This window comes from Seinonella peptonophila (genome assembly GCF_900129355.1).
GTDB classification, from domain to species: Bacteria; Bacillota; Bacilli; order Thermoactinomycetales; family Thermoactinomycetaceae; genus Seinonella; species Seinonella peptonophila.
In genome coordinates, this window is sequence record NZ_FQVL01000001.1 from 552,649 (window position 1) to 565,559 (window position 12,911).

Genomic DNA, 12,911 nt, shown 5'->3' on the forward strand with positions numbered 1-12,911 from the left:
CATTACACCTACCTACCGCATCATCACTGCTATGTTTCCAGCACTTACCATGATCGTAATTGCCAAAAAGAACATCAAACCAACGGCGGCTAAAGCCGCAAAGACATAAACAAGTGTCCGCCCTATTATTCCAAGACTTTCGATAATGGGGCTATTTCCTAATGGCTGAAGAACAGCGGCAGAAAAATGATAAATCAACGCAAGTGACAGAATCTTCAGAGCTGGGAAGGCGCAAATCATCAAAAGAATGATAACACCAGCTAAACCTAGCGTATTTTTCACTAACAGCGATGCACCAAGTACAGTATCTGCTGCATCAGAAATGGTTCGACCGATAACTGGAATAAAGTTTCCTGTTACATATTTAGCGGTACGAATCGCAATCCCATCGGTAACAGCAGCAGTCGCACCTTGAATCGAAAGGACACCTAAAAAAATCGTTAATGAGCCTCCCAGTAAGGTAATACTGAACTTATTCATCAAGCGTGCCAATTGATCTACTCTATATTTATCAGAAATGGTGCTTACAATGCTTAAAATCGTAGAGAAAAAGAAAAATGGTAAAATGACTAAGTAGATCAATAGACTGACAATATGAATCATGAAGATGATGAAAGGATGAAATAATGCGACTGATGCCAAGTTGCCCATTGAAGCTAATAGTGTTAGTAATAGTGGCACAGAAGCAACCATAAAATCGACCATTTGTCCGATTGCTGCCTTCGCTGCGGTGACTGCACTCGAAAAACTTTGGATGGCTAAAATTAATATCACCATAAATACTACAGCATAAGCCACCCGACTTACTTGGTTTTGTTCAAATGCGGTCTGTAATGTCTGTAAAATCATGCTTAAAACTGTTAGGACAATAATCATCCCTAAAAGCTTGCCATTGTACAAGACTTCATGTAAAAAATACCGCAGCAAACCCTTTCCAAACTCCGCTAATGAAAATTCTTTACTGTTCATCGATTGTAAGAAGGTAAATATATCCTGGGGTAGTCCTGCCGAGAAAAACTGTTGGTATTCTTGATGAAAGCGATCCCAAAAATGTTTCATTTCCTGAGTTGGTAAATGATCAAACTGGGAACGGATAAGCGGATCAATCATTGATTTTCCATCAACTGCTTCGACTGATGCTGGAAATATCAAACTGATGATAAAGAGCAAACCTATTATTAGATTCTTCAAGCTGCTCATCCTTTGTTACGGCAGAATATTAATAATGGTTTCGATGATTGTAATAATAATCGGGATCGCCATGACCATAATTAAAATCTTTCCAGCTAGTTCAATCTTTGCTGCAATTGTTCCTTGACCTGCATCTCTGGTAACTTGCGCCCCAAACTCAGCAATATAAGCAATACCAATAATCTTCAGGATGGTCTCTAGGAAAAATTGATTTACCTTTGCTTGATTCGCTAAGTGTGCTAGGACTTTCAGTATTTCAGTTATTTTACCAATCACTGTGAGAAAGATAACAATTCCGACAAAAGTGGCTAGTAAGAAAGCAAACATCGGTTTTTGCTCTTTGACTAAGAGGATCAGGATGGTGGCCACCACACCCAAACCAACCACCTGAATCATCTCCAAGTGATACTCCCCCTAAGAATGAAACAGAAAAACATTCTTAATTGTCTGGAATAAATCGCGAATGAGCATTGCAACCATGAAAAGTACAATGATAAAACCGATTAATGTGACCCAATGGGCCCAATCTTCCTTACCCATTTGTTTTAAAATTGTGTGAATCATTGCGACAATGATCCCAATCCCAGCAATTTGAAATACTGCGTCTACATTGTAAGGCATGGGCTCTCCTCCTCAATAAAGCAATATCACAACTAATACGCCGCCTAGAACGCCCATTGTTCGAAACATCTTTTCATATTGTTCTTGCTCTAATCGAGCCTTCTCTTCTACAACTTGTAACTGCTCTTTTGCACGGTCTATATGTTGAATTTGATCCAATCGATCTGATCGACCTAATACAGAGCATAAATCAAGAAAAATCTCTTTCTCAGTCCCTTTCAAAGATGTCTGACCCCATACTTGACGAATCGCTTTATGAAAACAATGATAAGTTGTGTCGCCTTCGTTTTTTTGAAGCTCTTCATAACTAAATCGAAAGATATCCGCAATCTTGTCGATCTCCCGCACGGAAATTAGTTTACAAATTTCAAATAGCGGACGATTTCCATACTGAATCTCTGATCGTAATAGTGAGAATGCGGTTAGCAATTGGCGTATTTGCTTTGGTCTTTGTCGCACCTGCATGGCCAGGTGAAATCCAAGCCAAGTGCTAGTAAGGACTGTAATGAAAGAACCGACTAGTTTCAGCATGATTGACTCACCATCGTTTGAACGTATTCAATCTTTTGTAGCTGATTGTCATAAATGGTCGAGATGGTTCCAGGTCCTTTGGAACGATCCAAAAAGATATAGTAAGAGAATATCCTCTCTGCTATTAAAGAGCGTAATATAGGTCGTTTTGTTACATCAGTAATTCTTGAGCCATGGAGTGTTGCAATGAGACGAACGCCTGTGTATACAGCCTCTTGAATTGCCCGTCCATCTTCTTCACGACCCAATTCATCGACAATTAATAGATCAGGTGACATGGAACGAATCATCATCATCATTCCCTCAGCTTTTGGGCAAGCATCTAACACATCAGTTCTTAATCCTACATCAAATTGAGGAACGCCATGAAGACATCCTGCAATCTCCGAACGTTCATCAATAATGGCTACTTTATGATGGTTGCCCACTATTCTTGCTAAATCGCGAATACAAGTTGTTTTCCCGCATTGAGGCGGAGCTACTATCATAATATTCTGCAATCCATCTTTATTATAGATGTAAGGAATGAAATGCTGCCCAGCTCCCTTTACTTCACGAGCGACTCGAATGTTAAAATGCGTAATATCTCGTAAATGGGTTACCTTGCCATCTTGCAAAATGGCTTTCCCAGTAATCCCTACTCGATGACCTCCTGAAATGGTGATATATCCCTTCTGCAATTCTTCTTCAAGAGTATAGAGAGAATGTTGGCTTACTAAATTTAGAAATCGCTGACATATTTCCGGTGTCGCAATCATGGCATCGATAGGTGATTGGGAGAGTATTCGTTGATCTTGCTTGATATAAAAGACACCATCTGTGAAGATCAGTTCAATCGGTCGAAGCTGACGGAGCCGCACTTCTTCTAATTGTTGCTGTTTTCCTTTTTCGAGGGATAAAATCACATGTCGGACAACTTCTGGAAAAATCGCAACTAACTGTTGATTGATGATTACACCCCCTGTCCACCTTTTACCTCCAATCTTATGGAGCATGTGATTCCTTTATTCCATTAATTGTGATAATTATTCCCATTTTGTGCATTTGCTTCAATTCTCAATTCAGTAGTATAATAAATTCAAACCAATGTCCATTTCTGCCCGTACACAACAGCGTCATTGGACGATGGTAACCAATGTTCGTCTACCGGGTAGAGCCAAGCATACACGCTTGATGCTACCAGAATTGGAGGTCTTTGACCGAATCTTAGGGCATTTTAACGATCAATTCATTTAGTCAATCAGTTTCAACGATGGGAAAACATGTCATCCTCTTACTACGACTTCTCGGAGAATCCGGGATCCCAACAACAGGGTCGTCTGATGCCCTCGCCCATCCGTGAGTGGGCGGGTCGCATCTGGAAGAGCCTTCAACCGCTCGCCAACAGGCAGATGACGCTGGAGGAGTTCACTCTGGTCACCCGTCAACTCTACCCGTTTCCTTGCGGGCACGAGCTGACGGAGGCAAAAAAGCAGAGCATCTCCGGTGAACTCAAGAAGGAGCCGCTGCGGGAGTTCTACCAGGGACAGGAGTGGATCGAGTTCGACCCCAACTGGAAGCAGGTCTCCCCGAGCCCGCTCACCTATGAAGTGGGTGAGCTGCGATTCGGCTGGAAGTGCTGCCAGGAGGTGAATCTGAAGGTCGTCATCCACCTCTCCCAGAAGAAGCTGACGATGAAGGTCACCTCCGAGGTCGACGGGGAAGAGCCGTACCTCCCCCAGATCTACGAGGTCACCAAGGAGGAGAAGGGAAACATCTCCTTCGATCTGACGAACTGATCAACTGATCGCCGCCCATCCGACCGCCCCCCGGAGCAGCTGCTCCGGGGGGCGGTCGTCTTTATGATTCGCTATCTTTTTTGTCCTCCTCTGGAAAAAGCTCATGATGACAATTGGGACAGAGGAGCGCAAGATCATCATCCTCTAAGTCATCCTCATCAACCAATACCTCTTCTCCACAATTTGGACATGTAATTGAATATTGATCATCATAAATCTCTAATTCAAGTTCGTTTAAATCTTCATCGATTGCCTCTGTATACTCTTCTAGTTCAGTTTGTCGCAATTGTAAGTGTTCCTGTTCCTTGACAAGTTCCTCCTGTAAATCAAGCAAACGTTTTAATATGAGGTATTCATGGCTTTCCTTATTCTTACATCCTGCTAACATCCCTTGAAGATAGGCAACCTCTCGCTGTAAATGTTGCAAATGAGACCACTCCTTTGCACTTCATCGATATTAGGAATAGTGTCACCGCTTATTCCAGAAACAGTCGAAACAATTATTGGCAAATTGATTTTAAGAGAATTTGATGGTCGTTATTTTATTTGCATTGGATGAAAAAATGGGGAAATGGGGCAAGCTATGGCAAAAGGAGGAAGCTTTATGGAGCAAAGCGTTAAACAATCAACTGGATCACCAAAACCGGTCACTCTGTGGATTTTAAGTATGATTCCTATCTTAATGGTATTGGGCAATTCTATGATTATCCCAGTACTTCCTACTATTCGTTCGATTTATCATGTTAGTTCTTTTCAAGTAAGCCTATTAATCACGCTTTTTTCAATTCCCGCTGCATTCATTATTCCCATTGCTGGAATTCTTTCAGATCGAATTGGCAGAAAAAAAGTGATCATTGTTAGTCTGATCATTTACGGTATAGGAGGGTTATTCTCGGCTGGTGTTGCGATCTGGAGTAAAGATTCCTTTATGCTTTTGCTGCTTTCAAGAATTATACAAGGGATTGGAGCAGCAGGAACAGCACCCGTTGCAATGGTTTTAGCAAGTGATCTCTACAAAGAGGAAGAAAGAGGGAAAGCGCTTGGAATCATAGAAGCTGCCAATGCAGCAGGTAAAGTGCTCAGCCCCATTGTTGGTGCTCTCTTAGCCACATTGATCTGGTATGCCATGTTCTTTGCTTTTCCCATTTTAACGATCCCTTTGGTTTTTCTCCTGATCAAATATGTAACAGATGCACCGCTAAAAAATGTTCCAAAGCTAGCCCAATATCGGAAATCGATTCAGAAAATTTTTTATCGACAGGGACGCTGGCTTTACGTTGTCTTCTTTGTCGGACTCGTCACGATGTTTACCATGTTTGGTGTACTCTTCTACTTTTCTGAATACCTAGAACAAAAATTTAAGTTAGCTGGAATGATGAAGGGATTTATTTTAGCCATTCCATTACTTGGATTAGGATTTACAGCTTATTGGACAGGGTCACATATAAAAGAACGAACTCGAAAAATGAAACATATAATTTGGATTGGGCTTCTTCTATTGACAATCTGTACGACTCTACTAATCTGGATTCATCAGTTTTATTTATTACTTGCTATTTTATTAGGTATTGGGATTAGTAGTGGACTTATTATGCCTTGTCTGAATACGTTGATCACTTCTTCTATTGGGATGAAAGAACGCGGTTTAATCACTTCTTTTTATAGTAGTGTCCGTTTTCTTGGTGTTGCTCTAGGACCTCCTATCTTTGGTGCATTGACAAAACATCCTTACTTGCTTTTTCTAGGTACAGCTTCTGCACAAGTGATCGCAATCCTGCTCGTTCTATTTCGTTTACGGCAACCTCAAAGATTACGGGGAAAAGGAGAACGATCTCGTCTTTATCTCCATAAAAATCATTTTCAGTCAACTTAATATTACTAAACTTGTCCGCGCTCGCATACTCCTATATGGAACGAGGAGAATTGGAGGAAATAGAGATGCGCGGAGAGCTTCTATTAGTCATTTTAATTATAATAGGTCTCGTGGGTCGATCACCCTTGATCGCTACTGCTGCGAGTCTCTTACTCATTCTTAAACTCGTTCATCTGGAACATTATTTTCCATCTGTCGAACGACGTGGTCTAGAGTTAGGCCTACTTTTTTTAACATTAGCTGTCCTCGTTCCCTTCGCTACAGGGCGTATTACATGGAATGAAATCTATACTGTCTTTACTTCAATACCTGGAATTCTGGCCCTCTTAGGTGGTGCAATCGCTACATATATGAACGGCAAAGGGCTTGACCTATTAAAAATCGATCCACAGTTAACCGTAGGAATGGTTCTGGGATCGATCTTTGGCATCCTTTTTTTGCGCGGGATTCCAGTTGGGCCATTGATGGCGGCTGGATTAACCGCACTATTTCTAAAACTAGCCTATTACCTTTTCGAATAAAACAGAAACGATTTATTGTTCAGGATTTGCTTGTTGACGACTGCGAGTCATCTGTTGCCAAACAGTTCCACTCGCTGCCTCACCTTTTTCAATCCGTTCCAATGCGATTTGAGTCTGCATCCTGACCTCAAATTCGGGGTCTTCTAAAGCCTTTTGTAATGCTGGAATCGCTCGTTCATCCCCCACTTCAAATAAGAATCGTGCTGCTCGCCAACGAACCAATTTATTACGATCAGACAAGGCATCAGACATAGCAGGAACAGCTTTTGGCGAACCTAAGTCTGAAAGGCAATCTCCTGCCGTTCTTCTCACCATTGGTGATGAATCGGTTAATGCTTGACAAAGCAATGGAAGAGCAATCTCATCCTCAAAATAGCCTAAAATCACAACAGCTTGGCGACGAATTGACATCTTCTGATCCTTTAATGCTCGTTCTAAGACGGGCATTGATGCAGGCTCTGGTTCTAATTGATCAAGAGCGCGATATCGAGTCTCCCAATCAGGCGCATCCATCGCTGCTTTGATTTGATCCAGAGTCATTTTAGGTTCTGGTTCTACATTCTGCTGTGCTGATCGTATAATTAATTGTTGTAGCCGTGTATCATTATATGTAGCTTCCAATTCAGCGACTACTTGCTCACCAACTTGTTCTAAATCGCCATAACGAGGTCGTTGTACTACCCATTTTCGTTCAAAAATATGATTCGATACATTCTTTTGCACTTCCAGCACAGCTTCTGTAAATCGATTTGATAATCCAAATCGGCGTTCCTCATCACTTCGGCGTAATTTCACTTGTAAAGGAATTCCCTTTAACTGTTGTACCTCAACCGTGATTTCAAGATATGATGGATCTATTTCAGTTTCCTTTGCATCGGTTTCAGTCGAACGGTGTTCTACATCACCTAATGCGTTTCTTGCTGCACTCAGTATCTGTTGCCAATCTGCCTTTGGATGACGTTCCAATGATATAAAATCAAGCACTTGAAACACACCTGTAACTCCATCAATCTCTAATAAACGCCGTAAGTAATCGGGAGCACCATCTTTCTCCTGCTTCTGGAACTGAAGATTTTTCCCTTCAGGTAGGGATTGATCAAGGTTTAGCTTCATTGCATTTGGACTTGGCGTTGGTTCAATGGATAGAATCTTCAATTCCCCACACCTCCCATAAAAATCAGTCGATATTATGCCCTTGAAATATAGTCACCACTTCTAGTATCGATGATTAAACGATCTCCTATATTGATAAAAAGTGGAACCTGAACTACATAACCTGTTGATAGCGTTGCCGGCTTACTACCTCCTGTTGCCGTATCACCACGAATCCCAGGGTCAGTTTCAACCACTTCAAGTTCTACAGAATTGGGTAACTGAACCCCTAAAATTTCATTTTTAAAGATGACAAGACTTACATTCATATTTTCTTGTAAAAAATTAAGTTCATATTCAAGTTGTTCACGAGACAGTGTAGTCTGCTCATATGTTTCATTATCCATAAAAGTATATTCGCCGCCACTTTCATAAAGATACTGCATTTGTCTTGTTTCAACTAGTGCTTTTGGCACTTTTTCCCCTGCACGAAAAGTACGTTCAGCGATATTACCATTACGGAGATTCCGTAACTTTGAACGTACAAATGCAGCTCCTTTACCAGGCTTTACGTGCTGGAACTCGATTACTTGCCAGACATCTCCATTTAGTTCAATTGTTAATCCTGTTCGAAAGTCGTTTACGCTGATCATCTTTATTCCTCCATCAATCAAATCGCAATAAATTCTTTTGTTGCTTTTGTTAATCGAATGGCACCTGACTCTGTTATCAGTACATCGTCTTCAATTCGTACGCCAAATTCATTTGGAAGGTAAATACCTGGCTCTACAGTTACCACCATACCGGGTCTTAGTACTTCCTCACTCGTTAATCGCAAAGAAGGCGCTTCATGAATCTCTAAACCGATCCCATGTCCTGTTCCATGACGAAAGAAGTCACCATAACCATAACTCTCTATCACATCACGCGCAATCTGATCTACTTCTTTCCCAGTCATTCCAGGGCGCATTGTCTCTAAAGTCTTCTCTTGTGCCTCTAATACAATACCATAAATTTCACTATGCTTCTCATCTGGCTTACCTAAGAAAAATGTTCGTGTCAAATCAGAAACATAGCCATCTACAAAACAACCGAAATCAAAAGTAATCATTTCGTTATGATGAATGATTTTCTCACTTGCAATGCCATGTGGAAGTGAAGAACGATGTCCAGAGGCAACAATTGTAGCAAACGAAGGGCCTGACGCTCCCATCTTCCTCATTAAAAATTCAATGCGTGCTGCAATTTCCTGTTCAGTATTTCCCGGACGAATCTCTTCTAACATTTGTTCATATACCTGATCTACAATCCTCATCGCCCGTTGATGTGCTTGTAATTCTTGATCATCTTTTATCAACCGAAGTTCCTCAACAAAGCCCTTGATTGGAACAAGTTGCGTTTCATGGCATAGGTGTAACAAGATACGATACTCAGCATATGTTAAATGCTCTTCCTCAAAAGATAATATTTGAACCGACTCCTGCTGGCATAGCGCCGCTACACGCTCAAATTCATTCCCGTCGTGCATTTCAACTTGAAAATCAGGTGATTGTTGACGCGCTTGCGTCATATACCTTCCGTCAGTGACTAAGAATGCTTTGCTTAGAGTAATGAGTAAGATTCCAGCCGTGCCTGTAAATCTACTTAGATATGTTCGATTTGGTATACTCGTAATCAAAATACCTTCAATCTGTCTTTCCCTCATCTGAGTTCTTAAAGTTTCTAAGCGCTTTTCCAATCCTTTCACATCCTCTCAATCTCCTCTAAAGCAAATAGCTGCTGAAAAGCTAGTAAGGCTAATTCATAACTAGCACTTCCAAACCCACTAATCTGACCTTTGGCAACACCAGCTATCACTGAATGATGACGAAACGAGTCCCGTGCATGGATGTTCGATAAATGAACCTCAATCACTGGGACTGTAATAGATGCAACTGCATCACGCAGTGCATAGCTATAGTGGGTATATGCACCTGGATTTAAGATAATCGCATCATAATGTGTATCCGCTTCATGAATAGCATCGATTAACTTTCCTTCATGATTTGATTGAAAAGCATCAAGCTCCCACCCCAATGTAGTAGCCTTCTCTTGTAATTGCTGATTAATCTGTTCAAGTGTTAAATGCCCGTATATATCTGGTTCTCGGTTTCCTAAACGATTGAGATTTGGACCATGTATTACATAAATTTTTTTCATGATGGATAAACCCCTCTCAGTACATACGTTACATTATATCATTGATTTGTTTTTACCATTCAATGTCTACATGAACATCAAAGATATCGTTTCATGTGTGACTTTGCTATACTAGGTATGAAAGAATAAAGGTGGTGCCAAATTCCATGTCAGAACAGATCACTCAATATGGTGGTCAGGCTGTAATTGAGGGTGTGATGTTTGGTGGAATACACTCACAAGTAACAGCGGTCCGCCGTCAGAATGGAACAATCGAAACATACGAAGTTTCAAAAAAACAAATCTCATGGGTCGATACATTAAAGAAAATCCCAATTCTTCGTGGCATTGTCGCTTTAACTGAATCAAGTGCAACAGGAGCAAAGCACTTACAATTTGCTAGTGACAAATTTGCTGAAGATGAAGAAGGGGAGCCCATTTCAAAATCCCAGTCATCATGGGCTTTATATCTAGGTGTTGCTGTAATTGGTGTGATCTCACTCATTATCGGTAAAATGATCTTCACAGCCTTGCCTGCTTTTTTAGCCAGTATAATTTTTGATCCTTATGTTAAAAATTTAATTATCCAAAACTTATTAGAAGGCGCGATTAAAACGATTTTACTGCTAGCCTATCTACTCATTCTCGTTCAAACTCCTATGATCAAGCGACTGTTTCAATATCATGGAGCTGAACATAAAGTGATTAACGCTTACGAAGCAAGACTTGAGTTAACAGTAGAAAATGTTCAAAAACAGTCCACCCTTCACTACCGTTGTGGCAGTAGTTTTATGATTTTAACCATTATCGTAGGGGTTTTCGTCTATTCATTTTTTAGTTATGACAGTGTTTGGGAAAGAATATGGATTCGCTTATTGCTGTTACCACTAGTCATCGGACTCTCTTATGAGTTATTGCGTATTACAAATGCAGTACGTGAAGTTCGTCTTTTAAAATACCTTGGTTATCCAGGTCTGTGGTTGCAAAAACTTACAACAAGACAGCCTAATGATGATCAAGTTGAAGTAGCCATCGCAGCCTTTCAAAGGATGCATGAATTGGATCAGCAAAGTGAGAATGTTACATCTCAAGTGGCGCAACCCTGTTAAATCTTTCAAGAAAAGAGGGAGATGGATGTCTACTTTTTCAACGACTCAAAAAGGTTGGCACTTCCTTGTCTTAGCCCTATTCGCGATTGGATTTATAGTTGAATTGATTCAACACCCCATTTCCATCATTCTTCCTTTAGTTCTGATAGGGGTCATTTATTATCTATACAAATTCCCGCCTGCATGGCTGATCCGATTAAGTACACGTACAGATAGAAGGTTTATCCATCCGAGATCACAACCCCAAAAAGCAATAAACAAGCGAGCAAAAAAACACTCGTTTCGAGTGATCAATGGCAAGAAAAAACGCTCTCTTTAAGCCCTGATTGAAAATAAGCCCATTACCATTGTTGAAGTTGTTCATAATAAAACCAGTTCATATGTGAACTGGTTTATTCTTGTTCTAACCATTCCACCATAACAGGTTGATAAATCTCTAATAACAAGTAAGGGCTTATCACAATTTGCGGAAAAACCATGCCTTTCTGAGGATGAGATTCTTTTACATAAATGATGGTACCATCCTCCGTTTCCTCCTGTCGCATAATCTCTAATTTATAACCAGGATTAGGCCGCTCGCCTAAAGCAATTAACAAATATTCAAGATTTGGCAATTGGAAACGATGTTGACCTTGTTGTGTTTTCTTCTCCTGCATCCATTCAAGTACAGCACTGGGCAATGAGCGATGTTCGACATGCGGTATGAGTCGGTAATTATAATTCTTCGGTTGATGTAAGGACATGTGTTTTCCGCTACAGAAGTATGCTCCTGTAAACGGACTTCCTCCTTTCTAGAAGCAATGGGGTCGTGTTTTCGACATCCCACATTCGATTATTAGTCTCTTTTTTAGTGTAACCTATTCGCACATACTTTTCCCTCAAGAATATTACCAAAGTTAATTCTTTTTTAGGTTAGCGATCACCATTCTTTTTAGTCCGTTATGGAATAGTTAGATTACTTTGTCTTTTGCAACCGGCTGATAGCGTGTCTGAATATATTTTTCAATTGTCCAATTATCAAAGAAAACCTCAGCAGCTTTTACACCAGAGCGAAATAACTGTTCCTTCTTTTCTCTCGATATTGAAAAGTCAGTTAATTTCACTTCCAATGAAGGAACTGTAATGGTACGTAACTGATCCTTCTTATGAATGTATAAATTATCATGAGCATCCATCATCGTCAAGAACATCGATGTAAACATGCTAATCGGACCATGAATTTCATGAAAATGATGTTTCTCCTTTGAAAATAATCGAAGCCCAAAAGTAGGACGTTCAGGCAAATCATCAAATATCCAAACTGGAAAGTTACTTAGGACTGCCCCATCAACTACATAACATTCTTTTGTTGTTTCTCGATTTAAAATTTTGGTTGGTTCAAAAAAGAATGGGATACTACAACTCATTCGTACTGCTTTTGCAACTGAAAAGTTGGCTGGGTCATAACCGTAACGAGGCAAATCACGTGGTAGAACCATTAAATTCCCTGTTGTAATATCAGAGGCGATAATGTTTATCTCCATTTCATGATTCAAATCGGCAAAAGTGCGAACCCCCTTCCGAGCAAGTAAAGAATCAATCCATGCTTCTAAGGGAGATGCAGAATGCAAACCTTTAGATAGCCAAACTTTCAATGCAGAACCAATATAAGGAATACGCTGGATAGGCGACTTATGAATCAGTTGGCTCATATCAAACTCTAATAACAATTTATATAGTTCATCTGCACGAAAACCCGCTGCTAAAAGCGTTGTCACGATTGATCCAGCTGAAGTTCCTGCTACTCTTTTCCATGTAAACCCTTTCTTCTCTGCAACAAGAAGCGCTCCCACTAAACCAATCACTTTCACACCGCCGCCCTCGACGACTAAATCAGCATCCATCTTTTCTACCCCTCCATCCAAACTGGACGCTAGGAGGTCTTCTTATCTGAGGTAGAAATATTGTGCATAAGAACTCCTAGTCAATTTTCCATTAACCTCCTCTTTATGTTATGTGAAAAATGACAAAAAAACCC

The 12,911-nt window shown here is 40.5% G+C and carries 17 protein-coding genes; 5 read left to right on the plus strand and 12 right to left on the minus strand.

The window, feature by feature from the left end; genetic code table 11:
- Positions 1-12: 12 nt before the first annotated feature.
- The 5 genes from spoIIIAE to spoIIIAA are packed head-to-tail and all read right to left on the minus strand — an operon-like array spanning position 13 to position 3,338.
- Positions 13-1,200: a stage III sporulation protein AE gene (spoIIIAE, locus tag BUB71_RS02700; RefSeq protein WP_073151517.1), complete on the minus strand. Its 1,188-nt coding sequence runs from the start codon at positions 1,198-1,200 to the stop codon at positions 13-15.
- A 6-nt stretch (positions 1,201-1,206) separates the two neighbouring features.
- A complete protein-coding gene (spoIIIAD, locus tag BUB71_RS02705; protein WP_073151518.1) occupies positions 1,207-1,593 on the minus strand; it encodes a stage III sporulation protein AD in 387 nt (128 codons plus the stop codon).
- A gap of 12 nt (positions 1,594-1,605) precedes the next feature.
- Positions 1,606-1,812 carry a stage III sporulation protein AC gene (gene spoIIIAC / locus BUB71_RS02710; protein ID WP_073151519.1) on the minus strand — a complete coding sequence of 69 codons (207 nt, stop codon included), beginning with the start codon at positions 1,810-1,812 and terminating at the stop codon, positions 1,606-1,608.
- A 12-nt stretch (positions 1,813-1,824) separates the two neighbouring features.
- Positions 1,825-2,343, minus strand: a complete 519-nt coding sequence (gene spoIIIAB / locus BUB71_RS02715; protein WP_073151520.1) for a stage III sporulation protein SpoIIIAB — start codon at positions 2,341-2,343, stop codon at positions 1,825-1,827.
- A complete protein-coding gene (spoIIIAA, locus tag BUB71_RS02720) occupies positions 2,337-3,338 on the minus strand; it encodes a stage III sporulation protein AA (protein WP_073151521.1) in 1,002 nt (333 codons plus the stop codon). The genes spoIIIAB and spoIIIAA overlap by 7 nt, the downstream gene beginning before the upstream one ends.
- 327 nt (positions 3,339-3,665) lie before the next feature.
- Between spoIIIAA and BUB71_RS02725 the strand changes: the two genes are divergently transcribed.
- Positions 3,666-4,121 carry a hypothetical protein gene (locus tag BUB71_RS02725; RefSeq protein WP_073151522.1) on the plus strand — a complete coding sequence of 152 codons (456 nt, stop codon included), beginning with the start codon at positions 3,666-3,668 and terminating at the stop codon, positions 4,119-4,121.
- Positions 4,122-4,182: 61 nt separating this feature from the next.
- On the opposite strand, the gene BUB71_RS02730 is transcribed toward BUB71_RS02725, so the two are convergent.
- The gene (locus BUB71_RS02730) at positions 4,183-4,548 is read right to left on the minus strand and encodes a CD1247 N-terminal domain-containing protein (protein WP_073151523.1); all 366 of its coding nucleotides are present in this window, start codon (positions 4,546-4,548) and stop codon (positions 4,183-4,185) included.
- 177 nt (positions 4,549-4,725) lie between these two features.
- On the opposite strand from BUB71_RS02730, the gene BUB71_RS02735 reads away from it, so the two are divergent.
- Both BUB71_RS02735 and BUB71_RS02740 read left to right on the plus strand, forming a co-directional pair.
- Positions 4,726-5,994, plus strand: a complete 1,269-nt coding sequence (locus BUB71_RS02735) for an MFS transporter (RefSeq protein WP_073151524.1) — start codon at positions 4,726-4,728, stop codon at positions 5,992-5,994.
- A gap of 65 nt (positions 5,995-6,059) precedes the next feature.
- Positions 6,060-6,515 (plus strand): DUF441 domain-containing protein, encoded by a 456-nt coding sequence (locus BUB71_RS02740; protein ID WP_073151525.1) that lies wholly within the window; start codon positions 6,060-6,062, stop codon positions 6,513-6,515.
- Between the two features lie 12 nt (positions 6,516-6,527).
- Here the strand turns inward: BUB71_RS02740 and BUB71_RS02745 are convergent, their stop codons facing one another.
- The 4 genes from BUB71_RS02745 to aroQ are packed head-to-tail and all read right to left on the minus strand — an operon-like array spanning position 6,528 to position 9,806.
- The gene (locus tag BUB71_RS02745) at positions 6,528-7,670 is read right to left on the minus strand and encodes a conserved virulence factor C family protein (RefSeq protein WP_073151526.1); all 1,143 of its coding nucleotides are present in this window, start codon (positions 7,668-7,670) and stop codon (positions 6,528-6,530) included.
- 32 nt (positions 7,671-7,702) lie between these two features.
- Positions 7,703-8,260 carry an elongation factor P gene (gene efp, locus BUB71_RS02750; RefSeq protein WP_073151527.1) on the minus strand — a complete coding sequence of 186 codons (558 nt, stop codon included), beginning with the start codon at positions 8,258-8,260 and terminating at the stop codon, positions 7,703-7,705.
- A 17-nt stretch (positions 8,261-8,277) separates the two neighbouring features.
- Complete coding sequence (locus BUB71_RS02755; protein ID WP_139278977.1) at positions 8,278-9,345, minus strand: M24 family metallopeptidase; 1,068 nt, start codon at positions 9,343-9,345, stop codon at positions 8,278-8,280.
- Positions 9,346-9,350: 5 nt separating this feature from the next.
- Positions 9,351-9,806, minus strand: a complete 456-nt coding sequence (gene aroQ, locus BUB71_RS02760) for a type II 3-dehydroquinate dehydratase (RefSeq protein WP_073151528.1) — start codon at positions 9,804-9,806, stop codon at positions 9,351-9,353.
- A 146-nt stretch (positions 9,807-9,952) separates the two neighbouring features.
- On the opposite strand from aroQ, the gene BUB71_RS02765 reads away from it, so the two are divergent.
- Both BUB71_RS02765 and BUB71_RS02770 read left to right on the plus strand, forming a co-directional pair.
- Complete coding sequence (locus BUB71_RS02765; RefSeq protein WP_073151529.1) at positions 9,953-10,894, plus strand: DUF1385 domain-containing protein; 942 nt, start codon at positions 9,953-9,955, stop codon at positions 10,892-10,894.
- A gap of 25 nt (positions 10,895-10,919) precedes the next feature.
- The gene (locus BUB71_RS02770) at positions 10,920-11,213 is read left to right on the plus strand and encodes a hypothetical protein (protein ID WP_073151530.1); all 294 of its coding nucleotides are present in this window, start codon (positions 10,920-10,922) and stop codon (positions 11,211-11,213) included.
- 73 nt (positions 11,214-11,286) lie between these two features.
- Here BUB71_RS02770 and BUB71_RS02775 read toward each other — a convergent pair whose 3' ends face one another.
- Positions 11,287-11,637, minus strand: coding sequence for a protease complex subunit PrcB family protein (locus BUB71_RS02775; protein WP_073151531.1), 351 nt, complete (start codon positions 11,635-11,637; stop codon positions 11,287-11,289).
- A 207-nt stretch (positions 11,638-11,844) separates the two neighbouring features.
- A complete protein-coding gene (locus BUB71_RS02780) occupies positions 11,845-12,777 on the minus strand; it encodes a patatin-like phospholipase family protein (RefSeq protein WP_073151532.1) in 933 nt (310 codons plus the stop codon).
- Between the last annotated feature and the right edge of the window lie 134 nt (positions 12,778-12,911).